Below are 16,887 nucleotides of genomic sequence, written 5' to 3'. Positions count from 1 at the left end.
ACGAATATCTACCGCTTGGTCACCACATCCTGTTCCAACACCAACTCCTTGCTCCCAGCATCCAGCCGCACCAACGCCCCCATGGGCAGCGTCAGGTTCGGATCGCAGTGCCCGCTGCGCCATCCGGACAGCACCGGAATCTTAAATGGCTCGAAGGTCTGCTTGAGCAACCTGTCCAGCGCCGCCACCTCAACCCCCGCCACGTCCCCAACCAACACGCCGCGCAGCTTGTGCAACGTGCCTGCCAGCCGCAGTTGGGTCAGCAACCGGTCGATGCGATACAGCGGCTCGTTGATGTCCTCGATCAACAGAATGACGCCCTCGGCGTCCATCTCGTAGGGCGTGCCCATGGTCGCGGCGATCATGGCCAGATTGCCTCCGAGCAAGCGCCCATGAGCCACGCCAGGCTCGATCGTGGTCAGCGGGTAGGCTACCGGATGAGCCAGCACTGTTCCCGCCCTCACCTGCCCTCGCAGCATGTTGAAGAAGGACGGCTCCGTAGGTTTTTGCTTGTCACCCAGCAGGTCGGCATTGAGCATCGGACCATGAAAGGTCACGAAGCCGGCATAACGACTGATCGCCAAATGCAGCGCGGTGATGTCGCTGTAGCCGACGAACGGCTTGGCGTTGTCACGCAGCAAATCAAAATCGATGCGGTCGAGCAGTCGCGGCGTGCCGTAACCGCCGCGCAGGCAGATGATGGCATCCACCTCGCTGTCGGCGAACGCTGCATGCAGGTCGCCAAGTCGCATCTCGTCGCTACCGGCCAGGTAGCCGTTTTTTTCGTAGACCCCGGGAAACACTTTCAGTGAATAACCCCGGGCACGCATCCATTGCAGCGCCTTGTCGGTGTCCAGCGGGGCTGGGCCAGCGGGTGCGATAACGCCGATCAGGCCTTCCGACGGCAGTGCCGGGACGGGAGCATGAGGGCAAAGGGTGTGGGTCGGTCGAGCGGTCATCCGTGAATCTCCCTGCGTGAAATCTTCAGCACACAGTAGTCAGGAACGGGGACAAACAGAAGAGGAACCGTTGCCCCGCAGGTTGCAGGAAAAAACAGTCGTTGCCATAGGCCAGGCAAAAAAACGCCCGCAAGGCTGAACACCGTGCGGGCGCTTTTCATTTCATTGCGTCGATCAGGACGACATCAGCTCGGCCTTGACCAGCTTGGCCTGCTCGTCGGCGTGATACGAGGAGCGTACCAACGGACCGGAGGCAACGTTCTTGAAGCCCATCTTGTAGCCTTCCTCGGCGAACCAGGCGAAGGTGTCCGGGTGCACGAAGCGCTGCACCGGCAAGTGACTGCGGGACGGTTGCAGGTACTGGCCGAGGGTCAACATGTCGATGTCGTGCTCGCGCATGCGCTTCATGACTTCGATGACTTCTTCGTCGGTCTCGCCCAGGCCCAGCATCAGGCCGGACTTGGTTGGAATGTGCGGCATCATCTGCTTGAAGCGTTGCAGCAGGGTCAGCGACCACTGGTAGTCAGAACCCGGACGTGCAGCCTTGTACAGGCGCGGCACGGTTTCCAGGTTGTGGTTGAACACATCCGGCGGCTCGGCGGCGGTGATTTCCAGCGCGATGTCCATGCGGCCACGGTAGTCCGGGACCAGGGTCTCGAGCTGCACGTTCGGCGACAGCTTGCGGATTTCACGGATGCAGTCGGCAAAGTGCTGGGCACCGCCATCACGCAGGTCGTCGCGGTCCACAGATGTGATCACCACATACTTCAGGCGCAAGTCGGCGATGGCAATGGCCAGGCTTGCCGGCTCGTTGACGTCGAGTGGTTTCGGACGGCCGTGGCCGACGTCGCAGAACGGGCAACGACGGGTGCAGATGTCACCCATGATCATGAAGGTCGCGGTGCCACCGGAGAAGCACTCGCCCAGGTTCGGGCAGGACGCCTCTTCGCACACGCTGTGCAGCTTGTGTTTGCGCAGCAGGGCCTTGATGCGGTCGACTTCCGGCGAAACCGGGATGCGTACACGAATCCAGTCTGGTTTCTTCGGCAGTTCGGTGGTCGGAATGATCTTCACCGGGATGCGTGCAACCTTTTCGGCGCCGCGCAGCTTGACGCCGGCTTCAACCTTGGGACGCGGGGCCGGGCGCTCAGTGACATCGAGCGTCGGGATCATGGTTTGCACTGCATCAGTAGTCATATCAGTCGATTCCGCCCGTCAGGGTCGTCTGCTCAGCATAGTCGAGGTGTTTGACGAGCTGCGCGCGCAGCCGGGCACTTACCTCGGCAAATTCAATCGATCCTGCGTGATCGCTCAGCTGGGTCATCGCCAGCCCGGCATAGCCGCAGGGATTAATCCGTCGAAACGGTTCCAGGTTCATGTCCACGTTCAAGGCCAGGCCGTGAAAGGAACAACCGTGGCGGATCCGTAGACCCAGGGAAGCGATTTTCGCTCCGTCGACGTAGACACCCGGTGCATCGGGCTTGGCCACGGCGGTGACACCGTAACTGGCCAGCAGCTCGATCAGGCATTGCTCCATCCGGCTGACCAGATCGCGCACGCCAAACCCGAGCTTGCGCACATCCAGCAGCAGATAAGCCACCAACTGACCGGGCCCGTGGTAAGTCACTTGACCACCACGGTCGACCTGCACCACAGGAATATCCCCGGGGAGCAGCAGGTGCTCGGCCTTGCCGGCCTGGCCCTGGGTGAACACCGCGGGATGCTCAACCAGCCAGATCTCGTCGGCGGCATCGCTGCCGCGTTCGTTGGTGAAGCGTTGCATGGCATGCCAGACCGGCTCGTAAGCCATCTGGCCGAGTTCGCGAAAGCCCAGCGTGCCGGACATCACAGCACCATGTGCACGAAACCGGTGGCCCGCAGCTCGCTGTTGATGTTGTACAGCTGGTCCTGGTCGGTCGCGACAATGTGCAGCTGAATGGTGGTGTATTTGCCGTTGCTGCTCTGGCGCTCGTCAACACGCTCATCGTTGATCGTTGCATGTTTGCGGACGATGTCGATGATTCTGTCCTTGTTGCCCACGCCGGTGTCGCTGATCACCTTAACCGGATAATCATTGGCAGGGAATTCGATCTTTGGCGCCTTTACTTCGGTATCGGTCATGGCGTAACGGCCTCGTAAGCGTAAGCCGTGGCGACGGGCATGGCTGCGCGCCAGATCAGCGCGGAGCCATGCAGGTGCACACTAAATTCAGTTGAACAAGCCGTAGAAGAATAGACGGATGCTATCCCACATGCGGCGGAAGATACCACCTTCCTCGACAGCGTCCAGAGCGATCAGATCGGCGCTGTGCACCACCTTGTCGTCCAGTTTCACTTCGACTTTACCGATCACGTCGCCCTTGGCGATTGGCGCGACCAGTTGCGGGTTCATGGTCATGCTGGCAGCGAGCTTTTTCAGCTGGCCTTTGGGCAGGGTCATGGTCAGGTCTTCAGCCAGGCCGGCCTTGACCTGGTTGGTGGAGCCCTTCCAAACAGGCGCCTGGGCCAGTTCGGTGCCCTTCTGATAGAAGGTCTGGGTTTCGAAGAAACGGAAACCGTAGGTCAGCAGCTTCTGGGTTTCTGCGGCACGGGCCACTTCGCTGTTGGTACCGAACACCACGGCGATCAGGCGCATGCCATCACGTACGGCCGAAGACACCATGCAGTAGCCGGCTTCGTCGGTGTGGCCGGTTTTCAGACCGTCGACGGTCTTGTCGCGCCACAGCAGCAGGTTACGGTTCGGTTGCTTGATGCCGTTCCAGAAGAACTCTTTCTGCGAGTAGATCGCGTAGTGAGCCGGGTCTTCGTGGATGATCGCGCGGGCCAGTACAGCCATGTCATGAGCCGACGAGTAGTGCTCAGGGTTCGGCAGGCCGGTCGGGTTCATGAAGTGGGTGTTGGTCATGCCCAGGTCGGCGACGGTCTTGTTCATCAGGTCGGCGAAGGCGTCTTCGCTGCCGGCGATGTGCTCGGAGAGCGCGACGCTGGCGTCGTTACCCGACTGGATGATGATGCCGTGCAGCAGGTCGCTGACGGTGACCTGCGAGCCGACCTTGATGAACATCCGCGAACCGCCGGTACGCCAGGCATTTTCGCTGACGGTCACCGGATCGTTTTCGCCGATCTGGCCACGACGGATTTCCAGGGTCGCGATGTACGCGGTCATCAGCTTGGTCAGGCTGGCCGGTGGCAGACGCTGGTCACCGTTGTTCTCGACCAGCACGTTGCCGCTGCTGGCATCCATGAGCACGTAGGCCTTGGCGGCCAGTTGCGGTGGCGACGGCATCATCTCGACCGCGAACGCGGCTGTTGAGAGGAGCAGCGGGACTAGCAGGAACAGGCGTTTGGCAAAGGTGGTGATGTTCATCCGTCTCTCGAAATCGCTAATGGAAACTGCCCAAGGGCAAAACTAATCAAATAACCTTCAGGCTTTGCCCGAAAACTGCCTGCGCGACGATCATGCTGCGTTAAAAACAGGCTCGGAATGCTCATGTAGGCCCCTACAATCCGCTTCCTCGCCTATTTTTGCCTTGCCTGATCGCCGCTCGGCGAGTTTTCGAACAAACCCTACGAGTCATCGCGTGTTCAGTTGCTCACTCAGTCACCCTTGCCGGGCTTTTGTTCTTCAACGAGTCAACAACCTGGTTCGCCCCCCAATACCGCAGACGAACCGTCAATCAAGCTCTACGTATTACTCCGTGACCACACTCGGCGAACCGAGATTGGCCAGGCGCACACTGTTCTGCACCTGCTGGATTTCACCCGGCGATCCGATCGGGCCCAGGCGAACCCGATGCAGGGTCTGCTGATTGCGCACGATCGAGCTGATGAACACCGGAGCGCTCACCATCCCGCTGAGCTTCGATCTCAGGAGTTCTGCAGCGTCCGGGTTGGCGAACGCGCCCACCTGCAGATACTGGCCAGAGGCTGGTACAGAAGCGTTTTTTTTTGCATCAAGCTGCACAGGCACCACCGCAGCGGCGTGTTGCTGTGGCGGCGGTGTCCATTGCTCGACGGTGCCGGCCGAAGCAGTGATCACCGGGGCGCTATTCTGCGCGACTTGCGGTTCGTTGAGCATCAAAGGCGCCGGACGGCCTTTGGCTGCCCAAAACGCCTGTGGATCAATGCCTTCGACCTTGACCCGCGCGGTGCCGATTTCGGCATAACCGAGCTTCTTGGCGGCAGCGTAGGACAAGTCGATGATCCGGTCCGAATAGAACGGCCCGCGGTCGTTGACCCGCAGAATCACGCTCTTGTTGTTGTCCAGGTTGGTCACCCGAACGTAACTTGGCAGTGGCAATGTCTTGTGCGCGGCGCTCATGCCATACAGGTCATACACTTCGCCGTTGGCGGTGTTCTGACCGTGGAACTTGGTGCCGTACCAGGACGCAGTACCCGATGCCACGTAGGTCTTGGACTCTTGCAACGGGAAATAGGTTTTGCCCAATACCGAGTACGGGCTGGCCTTGTATGGGCCGGTGTGCAGGGTCGGCGTGGCGTCCGGGATGCGCGCAACATCGACATCCCACCATGGCGCGCCATCCTTGTGGGCGCGGTTGATGTCCAGCCCCGGCGTCGAGCGCACGGCGGTGGTGGACTTCTGGGCCGGCGCGCGGCTGGTCGAACAACTGGCGACCAACACAGCCAACGCGGCGAATGCCATCAACTTCAGGGGTTTATTGATAGGCAATGCCCGCATTACTTGACGCCCCGTGCTTGGACCAGCTGTTCAGACAGTTGATGTACGGCCATGGCGTACATCACGCTGCGGTTATAACGCGTGATCGCGTAAAAATTCTTCAGGCCCATCCAGTACTCGGAGCCATTGTCGCCTTCCAGGCGGAAAGCAGTAACCGGCATATCATCGCGCAGCGCATCATGACTTGACCACCCCAGGGCTCGCAACTCCCCGACGGTTTTCGTCGGTTCGATTCCTGCGGTCAAACCTTCGTCGACCTGATCGCCACGGACATCGGCGCGGCTGACCACCGGTTCGCCGGCGACCCAGCCATGACGCTTGAAGTAACTGGCGACACTGCCAATGGCATCGTCCGGGTTGGTCCAGATGTTGATATGGCCATCACCGTCGAAATCCACCGCATAGGCGCGGAAACTGCTCGGCATGAATTGCGGCAAGCCCATTGCGCCGGCGTAGGAGCCTTTGAGCGTCAACGGATCGACCTGCTCTTCGCGGGCCAGCAGCAGGAACTCACGCAACTCCTTGCGGAAAAACTCGGCACGGGGAGGATAGTCGAAACCCAGGGTCGACAAGGCATCGATCACCCGGAAATTTCCGGTATTACGGCCGAAAAAGGTTTCAACACCGATGATCGAGACAATCACCTGGGCCGGCACACCATATTCCTGCTCGGCACGGGCCAACACCGCTTCGTGCTGACGCCAGAAGTCCACACCCCGGGCTATGCGCGCATCGGTGATGAACATCGGGCGATATTCGCTCCACTGCTTGACCCGTTCGGCGGGTTTCGAGATGGCGTCCAGAATCGACTGCTTGCGCTCGGCTTCGCGGAACACGCCCATCAATTGTTCGCCAGCGAAACCGTAGTCGCGGGTCATTTCACCGACGAATTCGGCCACCTGGGGTGAGCCTTCGTAGTCGCCGGCCAACGCTTCCTGCACGGTGCCAAGGATGCTTACCAGGCCGACCCATGGCGCGTATCGAGTCGCCCAGCCACGCATTACTTGCATTGAAAATTTCACCTTATTCAAACCTGCGCGATCCACTTGCGATGGGTATGGATCGACATCAAAACCCCAAACGCTGACAGCAGCGTCACCAGCGAAGTGCCTCCGTAGCTAATGAACGGCAACGGCACCCCCACCACCGGCAACAGGCCACTGACCATACCGATGTTGACGAAAACATAAACAAAAAACGTCATGGTCAGGCTGCCCGCGAGCAACTTGCCGAACAATGTCTGCGCCTGGGCAGTAATCACCAGCCCGCGGCCGATCAACAGCAGGTAGATCAGCAACAGCGCGCAGATCCCCACCAGGCCGAACTCCTCACCCAATACGGCAATGATGAAGTCGGTGTGGCTTTCCGGCAGGAAGTCCAGATGCGACTGGGTGCCCAGCAACCAGCCCTTGCCGAACACACCGCCAGAACCGATAGCGGCCTTGGACTGGATGATGTTCCAGCCCGTACCGAGCGGATCGCTCTCCGGGTCGAGGAACGTCAGGATTCGCTGCTTTTGATAGTCGTGCATGATGAAGAACCACATGGCTATCGCCACGGGCACGGCGGCGGCCAGCACGCTGAGGATCCAGCGCCAGCGCAGCCCTCCCATGAACAGCACGAACGCGCCGCCGGCCAGAATCAGCAGCGACGTACCGAGGTCCGGCTGGCGCACGATCAGAATGAACGGCACGCCGATCAGCATCAGGCTGATGCCCACATGCTTTAGCTGGGGCGGCAAGGTGCGTTTTGACAAGTACCAGGCAATCGTCGCTGGCATCAGGATCTTCATGAATTCCGAGGGCTGGAAGCGGATCACCCCGGGAATGTTGATCCAGCGGGTAGCGCCCATGGCGTTGTGGCCCATGATGTCCACCACCAGCAGCAGCATCACCCCGACCACGTAGCCCAGCGGCACCCAGCGCGCCATGAATCGCGGCTCGAACTGGGCGATGACGATCATCGACACCAGGCCGATGCCGAACGAAGTGGCTTGCTTGCCCAGCAGATCCCAGCTCTTGCCGCTGGCCGAATACAGCACGAACAGGCTGCCGGCGGCGAGGGTCAGCAGCAGGATCAGCAGCGGGCCGTCAATGTGCAGGCGTTGCAGCAGCGTCGCGCGACGACGCATCACATCCTCACTGGAGAGCATGCGATCAAAATTATTCATCACGGGCCGTGGCCTCCGCGCTAGTAGGGCTGGCGTATTCGGCTTTGAGGTGACCGTCCTGGTCGAGCAACCAGGCGTCCATGATCTGACGCACCACTGGCGCGGCGACGCCGGAGCCGGACTCACCGTTCTCGACCATCACCGACACCACGATCTGCGGGTCGTCCGCCGGGGCGAAGCCCACGAACAAGGCGTGGTCGCGATGGCGCTCCTGAACCTTGGAGCGGTCGTACTTCTCACCCTGCTTGATCGCGACCACCTGGGCCGTACCACTCTTGCCCGCGATGCGGTACTGCGCACCGATCGAAGCCTTGCGTGCCGTACCGCGGGCGCCGTGCATCACCTGCTGCATGCCGTGGTTGACCTTGGTCCAGTCCGACGGGTCGCGCAGGATGATGTCTGGCATCGGATTCTGATCCACCGGTTTCTCGCCTTCGATGGTCTTGGCCAGGTGCGGACGGTTCCAGATGCCTTTGTTGGCCACCAGCGCCGTGGCCTGGGCCAGCTGCAACGGGGTCGACTGCATGTAGCCCTGGCCGATCCCGAGAATCAGCGTTTCGCCCGGGAACCATGCCTGGCGGCGGGTCGCGCGCTTCCATTCGCGGGTCGGCATCAAGCCTGGCGACTCCTCGAACATGTCCAGGGAAACCTTCTGACCGATACCGAACTTGGACAGGTACGACGACAACCGATCGATCCCCAGCTTGTGGGCGAGGTCATAGAAGTAGGTGTCGTTGGAGCGCATGATCGCCGTGTCGAGGTCGACAAAACCATCGCCGGTGCGGTTCCAGTTGCGATACTTGTGATCGTAGTTGGGCAGCATGTAGTAGCCGGGGTCGAACACCCGGGTCGAGGCAGTCACCACGCCCGAATCCAGACCGGCAATCGCCACGGCAGGCTTGATGGTCGAACCCGGCGGGTACAGACCGCGCAGCACGCGGTTGAACAGCGGGCGGTCGATGGAGTCGCGCAGTTCGGAATAGGCCTTGGAGCTGATGCCGGTGACGAACAGGTTCGGATCGAAGCTCGGCTGACTGACCATCGCCAGCACCTCACCGGTTTTCGGATTCAGGGCCACCACCGCACCACGACGACCGCCGAGCGCGGCTTCGGCGGCTTCCTGCAATTTGATGTCCAGGCTCAGGACGATGTCTTTGCCGGAAACCGGTTCGGTGCGTTTGAGCACCCGCAATACACGGCCCCGAGCGTTGGTCTCGACTTCCTCGTAACCCACCTGACCATGCAGCTCCGGTTCATAGAAACGCTCGATGCCGGTTTTGCCGATTTGATGGGTGCCGCTATAACTGACCGGGTCCAGAGACTTGAGCTCTTTCTCGTTGATCCGCCCCATGTAGCCCACCGAGTGCGCAAAATGCGCGCCCTGAGGGTAGTGACGCACCAATTGCGCGACCACTTCCACGCCCGGCAGGCGGAACTGGTTCACGGCGATCCGGGCGATCTGCTCTTCGGTCAGCTCAAACAGGATCGGCACCGGCTCGAACGGCCGGCGCCCCTGACGCATGCGCTTCTCGAAAATCACCCGATCCTCGGGCGTCAGTTCCAGCACTTCGACGATCACGTCGAGCACCTGCTGCCAGTCGCCGGACCGTTCGCGGGTCATGCTCAGGCTGAAGCTGGGCCGGTTATCGGCGATCACCACGCCGTTGCGGTCGAAAATCAGCCCGCGAGTCGGCGGAATCGGCTGCACGTGGACGCGGTTGTTTTCCGACAGGGTCGAGTGGTACTCGTACTGGATCACCTGCAGGAAATACAGACGGGCGATCAGCACGCAGATTAGCGCCACCACGGCAATTGCCCCGAACACGACGCGGCCACGCACCAGACGGGCGTCTTTTTCGTGGTCCTTGATGCGGATCGGCTGGGACATGAGGGCAGAATTACTTGTGGTAAGGGTGACCGGACAGCACGGTCCAGGCACGGTACATCTGTTCGCCGATCAGGATCCGCACCAGCGGGTGCGGCAAGGTCAGCGGCGACAACGACCAGCGCTGGTCAGCCCGGGCACAGACTTCCGGCGCCAACCCTTCGGGGCCGCCGACCATGAAGTTGACCGTGCGCGAGTCCAGCCGCCAGCGATCGAGCTCGACCGCCAGTTGCTCGGTGCTCCAGGGCTTGCCATGGACTTCGAGAGTGACAATCCGCTCGTTCGGCCCGACCTTGGCCAGCATGGCTTCGCCTTCCTGGCGGATGAAGCGGGCCACGTCGGCGTTCTTGCCACGGGTATTGAGCGGTATTTCCACCAGTTCCAGCGCCAGTTCGGACGGAAGACGCTTGGCATATTCATGCCAGCCTTCTTCCACCCATTTGGGCATGCGTGAACCGACGGCGATCAGTCGCAGTCGCACAGCGGTCCCTTATTCCTGGTCTTTGTTGAGCTTGTTGAAGTGCTCGTGACCAACTTCAGGGCTGTGGTGTTTGCCATCGGCCGCACGGCTCTGCTCGGCACCTTTCCACAAGCGCTCCAGGTCGTAGAACTGACGGGCGTTGGAGGTCATCATGTGGACGATCACGTCGTCCATGTCCAACAGCACCCAGTCACTGTCGCCCTTGCCTTCTTCACCCAGCGGTTTGATACCCAGGGCTTTGACGGCCTCGCGGACCTTGTCCAGCATCGCGCCGATCTGGCGGTTGGAGGTACCGGTGGCGATGATCATGTAGTCAGTGATGCTCTGCTTGTCGCGAACATCAATCACCAGCACGTCCTGGGCCTTGACGTCTTCCAGGGCGGCTACGGCGATCTTGACCAGCTCGTCGCCTTTAGGCGGCTCGGCGGCGAGGACCTTTTCCGGCAGCGGGGCGCTCTTGAATGTGCCTTTGCGTTTTACTTTGCTTTCGTTGTTGCTCGTCATATAAAACTCGTTTTGCTCGTTTGTTCGGGCGCTTCAATACACGTTGTTGCCACGTGCCTTGAGGCACTCCTATTCAGTTCGACGCACGGTAGAGTCCGTGCGCATCGATGTAGGCCAGGACCGCGTCGGGCACCAGGAAACGTACCGACTTACCGCTGGCCAGCAGTTGACGGATCTGGGTGGCGGATACCGCGAGCGGTGTCTGCCAGACGAATGCAATCTGTCCGCTCGGCCCTTTGAGGGCCAGCGGGTCGCTCACCGAGCGCGCTGCCAGCAGGTTGCGCAAGGCATCCGGCGGTTCGCTGTCGGCATCCGGGCGTTGCAACACCAGGATATGGCAATGCTGGAGCAACTCTTCCCAGCGGTGCCAAGTGGGCAGGCCGCAAAAAGCGTCCCAGCCCAAAAGCAGAAAAACCTGGTCGGATACGGCCAGTTCGGCGCGCATCAGTTCCAGGGTATCAATGGTGTAGGACGGCTTGTCCCGCTGCAATTCGCGGGCGTCCACCACCAACGGTGCCACACCGGCCACCGCGCACTCGACCATCGCCAGACGGTCTTTTGCCGACACCTGCGGCTTGTCCCGATGGGGCGGCCTGGCACTGGGTGTCAGGCGCAGTTCATCGAGCGCCAGGGTTTCGGCGACTTCCAGCGCACCGCGCAAATGGCCGATGTGCACCGGGTCGAACGTTCCGCCCAGCACGCCAATGCGGCGAGGGGCTGGCTCGCTGACGGTGACCGGGGCTGACAGGTCGAAGTCGCCCAAGTCAGACCGGCTCCTGTCCGCGCAGCTGCCCGTCGCCGACTACGATGTACTTCTCGCAGGTCAGTCCTTCGAGGCCCACCGGGCCGCGGGCGTGCAGCTTATCAGTAGAAATGCCGATCTCGGCACCCAATCCGTATTCGAAGCCATCGGCGAAGCATGTCGGGGTATTGATCATCACCGACGAGGAGTCGACTTCAGCCACGAAACGCCGAGTGTCGCCCTGGTGTTCGCTGACAATCGAATCGGTGTGATGGGAGCCGTAATGATTGATGTGCTCGATGGCCTGGTCCAGTCCGTCGACCACACGGATCGACAGAATCGCCGCCAGGTACTCGGTGTTCCAGTCTTCCTCGGTGGCCGGCACGGCATCGATGATCGCCCGGGTGCGTTCGCAGCCGCGCAGTTCGACGCCTTTTTCGCGGAACTGGGCCGCCATCGCCGGCAGGAAATTCTTGGCAACGGCCTGATCCACCAGCAGCGTTTCCATGGCACCGCAAATGCCATAGCGATAAGTCTTGGCGTTGAACGCAATGCGCTGGGCCTTGGCCAGATCGGCGTGTTCACTCACGTACACGTGGCAGATGCCGTCCAGATGCTTGATCACCGGGACGCGGGCATCACGGCTGACGCGCTCGATCAGGCCTCGGCCACCGCGCGGCACGATGACATCGACGTACTTGGGCATGGTGATCAGCGCGCCGACGGCTGCGCGATCGGTGGTTTCGACCACTTGCACCACCGCGGCCGGCAGATCGGCCTCGGCCAGGCCACGCTGAATGCAGGCGGCGATGGCGCGATTGGAATGAATCGCCTCGGAACCGCCACGCAGGATGGTCGCGTTACCGGACTTCAGGCACAGGCTCGCGGCATCGATGGTCACGTTCGGTCGCGACTCGTAGATGATTCCGATCACGCCCAATGGCACGCGCATCTTGCCGACCTGAATACCGGACGGGCGGAAGCTCATGTCGCGGATCGCGCCAACCGGGTCCGGCAGCGCTGCTACCTGACGCAGGCCGACGATCATGCCGTCGATACGCGCCGGGGTCAGTGCCAGGCGCTCAAGCAGGGCTGGCTGCAGACCATTGGCGCGACCGGCAGCCAAATCCTGTTCATTGGCCGCCGTCAGCTCGGCGCGGGCAGCGTCCAGCGCATTGGCGGCGGCCTGCAGGGCGCGGTTTTTCTGCGCGGTACTGGCACGGCCGATCACGCGGGAAGCTTCGCGGGCAGCGCGACCCAGGCGGGTCATGTAGTCAAGAACGGACTCAGTCATGGTCTGGCGTGGTCTTTGATAAGGTCTTGGTAAAGAGTAAAGCGACAGATTATAGCTGTCGCGCCCACCGACTAACAGCGGTGACGGGCGGATGGTCGAAATGGAGGGCAATTTGCCGATGTTCAGCCGGGATTAAGCTGCAAATTGTTATCATCACGACTCATTCAGCCCTGACAAATGCCGGTCATCATGTCCAATCTGACTGTTCGAGCGTCCGCCTTGAGCCTGCCCACGGGCCTCCCGGACGCGTTTTTCGACCGTGACGCGCAAATTCTGGCCCGGGAGCTACTGGGTAAAGTCATCCGCCATCGGGTTGGCGACCTGTGGCTCAGCGCCCGGATCATCGAAACCGAAGCCTATTACTGCGCAGAAAAAGGCAGCCACGCCTCCCTCGGCTACACAGAAAAGCGTAAGGCTTTGTTTCTGGATGGCGGCCACATCTATATGTATTACGCCCGGGGTGGCGATTCCCTGAACTTCAGCGCCCAGGGGCCCGGTAACGCCGTGCTGATCAAGTCCGCCTACCCATGGGTCGATGAATTGAGCGGGCCGGCCAGCCTGGCACAGATGCTATTGAACAATCCCGATGCCCAGGGCCACCCTCGCCCGTCGCAAAAGCTCTGCGCCGGACAGACGCTGCTGTGCAAGTCTCTGGGCTTGAAAGTGCCGGTCTGGGACGCCAAGCGGTTCGATCACGAGGTGTTGCTGGTGGAGGACGTCGGCCAGTCACCCGCCCACATCCTCCAGACCACGCGCCTGGGCATCCCCCACGGGCGCGACGAGCACTTGATGTATCGCTTTGTCGACGGCGCCTACGCGGCGTATTGCACTCGCAACCCGCTAAGACGGGGCCAGGTCGAAGGTCGCGATTATTTTGTGCTGACCTGAGATTGATCCGGATTTTGAAACTGAAGGAATCCCCTGTAGGAGCGAGCCTGCTCGCGATGAGGTCAGCACAATCAACATCACTTTTGACTCATCGTGCGCTATCGCGAGCAGGCTCGCTCCTACAAGTAGAAAATTGAACATTTGATGGAGTGGTTTTTATGGGCCAATGGCTCGATAGCGTGACCGGTTGGTTGACGGTCAACCCGCAATGGCTGGCGACGGCAATATTTCTGGTGGCCTTTGTGGAATGCCTGGCGATTGCCGGGCTGATCGTCCCCGGCACGGTTTTACTGTTCACCGTTGCGGTGCTGGCCGGCAGCGGTGCGTTGCCGCTGAGTGAAACCTTGCTGCTGGGTTTCCTCGCCGGCGTGCTGGGTGACGTGGTGTCGTACTTCCTTGGACGGCACTTTCATCAGAACATCCGGCGCCTGCCCGGTTTGCGCCATCACCCGGAATGGATTGCCGGGGCCGAGACCTATTTCCAGCGCTATGGCATCGCCAGCCTGCTGGTCGGGCGTTTTATCGGGCCGTTGCGGCCGATGCTGCCCATGGTCGCCGGCATGTGCGACATGCCCTTCCCACGCTTCATCGCCGTCAGCTTGCTGGCCGGTGCGGGGTGGTCGGTGGCCTATCTGTTGCCTGGCTGGGCCACCGGTGCGGCGATTCGCTTGCCACTACCCGAAGGTTTCTGGACTCAGGCCGGGATCGTTGCCGGCAGCATTGCGGTCATGGTGGGATTGAGCACCACCAGCAGCTTGCGCCAGCATCGCAGGGCTACAGCGTTAATCGCCGGCATGAGTTTTCTCATTCTGGCGGGAGTGTTCATCGGCTATCCGCACCTGAGCGCCCTCGATCAAGGGCTGATGACCCTGATGCAGGAGCATCGCAGCCCGATGCTCGATGAGGTGGCGGTGGTCTTCACGTTGATCGGCGAATTCCGCAACATGCTGTTTTTCAGCGCGCTGCTGACCGGTTTGCTGTTGCTGATGCGCCAATGGCGCCCGGCGATTTTCGCTGGAAGCACCCTGCTCTGCACGGCACTGGCGAACACCGCGACCAAACAATTCTTTGCCCGCGTGCGCCCCGAAGTGCTGAGCGATCCGCTGACCAGCTACAGCATGCCCAGTGGCCACGCGTCTGGCTCTTTTGCGCTGTTCCTGACCCTCGCCGTACTGGCCGGCCGCGGACAGCCGCCGCGGATGCGCCTGACCTGGCTATTAGTGGGCAGCCTGCCAGCGATGGCTATTGCGCTGTCACGGGTGTACCTCGGCGCGCATTGGCCGACGGATGTACTGGCCGGTGCGATGCTGGCAGCGTGCGTCTGTGCGACGAGCCTGTGGCTGGTCCAGCGCAAGGAACCGCTGAACGCCTTACCACCCAAGGTCTGGTGGCTGGTGTTGCCGGCGTTGGTGGCATTGTTCGGCTTCTTCGTTTTGCGGCATTTGCCGCATACGATGTTGCGGTATGCGTATGAGTAAAAACGCTCGTCAGGCAAACAACTCCCCCTGCAACTCATCCAGCAATGCCTGAATCGCATCCAGCCGTTGCTGCGGATCATCGAGTTGCAGCAGGTCGATCTTGTCCAGTTCAGCGAAGGGCAACAGGTACGCCAACTGATTGGCCAGCGACTGCTGGCCGGTCGCTTCGGTGCCCATGTTCAAGGCTTCAACCATCGGGTGTTCCGCCAGGGCCTTGAGCAAGGCCACCAGATCGGCGTCCTCGTCCTGCAACGGTTGCTCCGGCTCGTCTTCCAGCCACTCGACCTCGGCGACGGTCAACTGATCGCGCTGGACTTCTGTTCGTAATACATGGAAACGCCGTCCACCCTGAACCCGAATCCCCAGCAAGCCGTTGTCCTGCTGCTTGAAATCGGTGATCAGCGCCTCACACCCGACCAGGGCGTAACCCGCCGGGGCGATCCCGACTTCTTCGCCATCGAGGATGCACACCACGCCGAAACCGCCGCCCTGCTTCATGCAGCGGCCGATCATGTCCAGATAGCGCGCCTCGAAAATCTGCAAGTCGAGGATGCAACCGGGAAACAGCACTGTGTTCAGAGGGAAAAGCGGCAGACTCATAGACATTTCCTTTACACCACCATCGACACCGCCAACGGCAGCAACACCGCCGTGGCCACGCCCATCAAACTCATCGCCAGCGCCGCGAAGGCGCCGCATTCTTCACTTTCCTGCATCGCCACCGCCGTGCCGACCGCGTGGGCGGTCATGCCCAGCGCCATGCCTCGGGCTTCGGGACTGTAGACGCCCAGCCGGGTCAACAGACTCGGACCAAAGATCGCGCCAATCACACCGGTGATCAACACGAACACCGCTGCCAACGCCGCGACACCGCCAATCTGTTCGGCCACCAACATAGCGATCGGCGAGGTCACCGATTTCGGCGCCATGGTCATCAGGATCATGTGCTCGGCACCGAACGACCAGCCCAGCAACACGCCCATCCCCGTGGCCACCACCCCACCTATCACCAGCGTAGTAAATATCGGCCAGAACAACTGCCGAATCCGTCGCAGGTTGAGATAAAGCGGCACCGCCAGGGCGACAGTGGCCGGGCCGAGCAGGATGCTGAGAATCTCGGTGCTCTTGCGGTACTCGGCATAGGTCAGACCGCAGCCCACCAGCACGCCGATAACCAACAACATGGAGACCAACACCGGCTGCAAAAAGATCCAGCGGGTTTTCTCGAATGCCGCCAGGACGAGTTGATAGGCGCCAAGCGTAATGCCGATACCAAACAAGGGATGATGAATTACCGACGTCCAGGCGCCGTGCCAGTCGAAGATCATTGGCTGTCCTCGGAGTGAGCGTGACGCTTGACCATGCGCTGCATCAGCACCCCGGCGAAGGCCATGGAAAGCAGCAGCGACAACACCAGTGCACCGACAATAGCCCAGAAATCCGCCGCGATGTCAGCGGCGTAGACCATCACGCCCACAGCCGGCGGCACCAGCAACAGTGGCAGGTAGCGCAGCAGGCTGCTGGCCGCCAGGTTCAGCGGCTCGCCGACCTGTCCGCGACAGATGAGGTACACCAGCAACAGCAGCAACCCCACAATCGGCCCCGGCAGCACCGGCAAGAACAAATGATTGATCGCAGTGCCGAGCAATTGGAACAGCACCAGCCACGTCAGGCCGCGTAACAACATCAAAGATCTCCCGCAAAATCCGTCACCCGCATTGGCAGGGCATTATAAGCATGCTCGTGCTATAGACCGGCATTCGCCAAAAGCATGGTCAGTTGACCGGA

18 protein-coding genes are annotated in these 16,887 nt (G+C 61.1%); 2 read left to right on the top strand and 16 right to left on the bottom strand.

The features are described 5' to 3' along the window. Window positions 1-8: 8 nt before the first annotated feature. From KGA85_RS09420 to KGA85_RS09360, 13 genes are all read right to left on the bottom strand, one after another. Window positions 9-959: an LD-carboxypeptidase gene (locus KGA85_RS09420; protein WP_223453588.1), complete on the bottom strand. Its 951-nt coding sequence runs from the start codon at window positions 957-959 to the stop codon at window positions 9-11. A 174-nt stretch (window positions 960-1,133) separates the two neighbouring features. Then, on the bottom strand, window positions 1,134-2,132 hold the full coding sequence (gene lipA / locus KGA85_RS09415) for a lipoyl synthase (protein WP_223453688.1): 999 nt from the start codon (window positions 2,130-2,132) through the stop codon (window positions 1,134-1,136). Window positions 2,133-2,157: 25 nt separating this feature from the next. Continuing rightward, a complete protein-coding gene (lipB, locus tag KGA85_RS09410) occupies window positions 2,158-2,805 on the bottom strand; it encodes a lipoyl(octanoyl) transferase LipB (protein ID WP_223449073.1) in 648 nt (215 codons plus the stop codon). Continuing rightward, entirely contained in the window at window positions 2,805-3,080 is a 276-nt protein-coding gene (locus tag KGA85_RS09405) for a DUF493 domain-containing protein (RefSeq protein WP_095941984.1), read from the bottom strand. The genes lipB and KGA85_RS09405 overlap by 1 nt, the downstream gene beginning before the upstream one ends. A gap of 87 nt (window positions 3,081-3,167) precedes the next feature. Further along, on the bottom strand, window positions 3,168-4,325 hold the full coding sequence (locus tag KGA85_RS09400) for a D-alanyl-D-alanine carboxypeptidase family protein (RefSeq protein ID WP_223543075.1): 1,158 nt from the start codon (window positions 4,323-4,325) through the stop codon (window positions 3,168-3,170). Between the two features lie 324 nt (window positions 4,326-4,649). After that, window positions 4,650-5,657: a septal ring lytic transglycosylase RlpA family protein gene (locus KGA85_RS09395; protein WP_223453589.1), complete on the bottom strand. Its 1,008-nt coding sequence runs from the start codon at window positions 5,655-5,657 to the stop codon at window positions 4,650-4,652. Beyond that, on the bottom strand, window positions 5,657-6,667 hold the full coding sequence (mltB, locus tag KGA85_RS09390) for a lytic murein transglycosylase B (protein WP_223453591.1): 1,011 nt from the start codon (window positions 6,665-6,667) through the stop codon (window positions 5,657-5,659). The genes KGA85_RS09395 and mltB overlap by 1 nt, the downstream gene beginning before the upstream one ends. A gap of 17 nt (window positions 6,668-6,684) precedes the next feature. Continuing rightward, window positions 6,685-7,788, bottom strand: a complete 1,104-nt coding sequence (rodA, locus tag KGA85_RS09385; RefSeq protein WP_223453690.1) for a rod shape-determining protein RodA — start codon at window positions 7,786-7,788, stop codon at window positions 6,685-6,687. Window positions 7,789-7,819: 31 nt separating this feature from the next. Next, window positions 7,820-9,715, bottom strand: a complete 1,896-nt coding sequence (mrdA, locus tag KGA85_RS09380; RefSeq protein WP_223453593.1) for a penicillin-binding protein 2 — start codon at window positions 9,713-9,715, stop codon at window positions 7,820-7,822. 10 nt (window positions 9,716-9,725) lie between these two features. After that, a complete protein-coding gene (gene rlmH, locus KGA85_RS09375) occupies window positions 9,726-10,193 on the bottom strand; it encodes a 23S rRNA (pseudouridine(1915)-N(3))-methyltransferase RlmH (RefSeq protein ID WP_008052376.1) in 468 nt (155 codons plus the stop codon). A gap of 9 nt (window positions 10,194-10,202) precedes the next feature. Beyond that, window positions 10,203-10,697, bottom strand: coding sequence for a ribosome silencing factor (gene rsfS, locus KGA85_RS09370; RefSeq protein WP_007975896.1), 495 nt, complete (start codon window positions 10,695-10,697; stop codon window positions 10,203-10,205). A gap of 73 nt (window positions 10,698-10,770) precedes the next feature. Continuing rightward, window positions 10,771-11,460, bottom strand: coding sequence for a nicotinate-nucleotide adenylyltransferase (nadD, locus tag KGA85_RS09365; RefSeq protein ID WP_223453595.1), 690 nt, complete (start codon window positions 11,458-11,460; stop codon window positions 10,771-10,773). 1 nt (window position 11,461) lies between these two features. Then, window positions 11,462-12,733 (bottom strand): glutamate-5-semialdehyde dehydrogenase, encoded by a 1,272-nt coding sequence (locus tag KGA85_RS09360; RefSeq protein ID WP_223453597.1) that lies wholly within the window; start codon window positions 12,731-12,733, stop codon window positions 11,462-11,464. Window positions 12,734-12,922: 189 nt separating this feature from the next. Between KGA85_RS09360 and KGA85_RS09355 the strand changes: the two genes are divergently transcribed. Together KGA85_RS09355 and KGA85_RS09350 are read left to right on the top strand one after the other, a co-directional pair. Continuing rightward, on the top strand, window positions 12,923-13,621 hold the full coding sequence (locus tag KGA85_RS09355) for a DNA-3-methyladenine glycosylase (RefSeq protein WP_223453599.1): 699 nt from the start codon (window positions 12,923-12,925) through the stop codon (window positions 13,619-13,621). A gap of 158 nt (window positions 13,622-13,779) precedes the next feature. After that, window positions 13,780-15,099 (top strand): bifunctional DedA family/phosphatase PAP2 family protein, encoded by a 1,320-nt coding sequence (locus KGA85_RS09350; protein WP_223453601.1) that lies wholly within the window; start codon window positions 13,780-13,782, stop codon window positions 15,097-15,099. Window positions 15,100-15,108: 9 nt separating this feature from the next. On the opposite strand, the gene KGA85_RS09345 is transcribed toward KGA85_RS09350, so the two are convergent. The 3 genes from KGA85_RS09345 to KGA85_RS09335 are packed head-to-tail and all read right to left on the bottom strand — an operon-like array spanning window position 15,109 to window position 16,786. Continuing rightward, the gene (locus KGA85_RS09345) at window positions 15,109-15,699 is read right to left on the bottom strand and encodes an LON peptidase substrate-binding domain-containing protein (RefSeq protein WP_007998442.1); all 591 of its coding nucleotides are present in this window, start codon (window positions 15,697-15,699) and stop codon (window positions 15,109-15,111) included. A gap of 11 nt (window positions 15,700-15,710) precedes the next feature. Further along, entirely contained in the window at window positions 15,711-16,427 is a 717-nt protein-coding gene (locus tag KGA85_RS09340; protein WP_223453602.1) for an LrgB family protein, read from the bottom strand. Then, entirely contained in the window at window positions 16,424-16,786 is a 363-nt protein-coding gene (locus KGA85_RS09335; protein WP_223453604.1) for a CidA/LrgA family protein, read from the bottom strand. Before KGA85_RS09335 ends, KGA85_RS09340 begins: the two co-directional genes overlap by 4 nt. Window positions 16,787-16,887: the final 101 nt, after the last annotated feature.

Origin of the sequence: Pseudomonas sp. GL-B-12, from assembly GCF_019955895.1 — a bacterium.
GTDB lineage: Bacteria > Pseudomonadota > Gammaproteobacteria > Pseudomonadales > Pseudomonadaceae > Aquipseudomonas.
The sequence above is the reverse complement of the archived record's forward strand: the minus strand, read 5'-3'. Positions and strand labels throughout refer to the sequence as shown.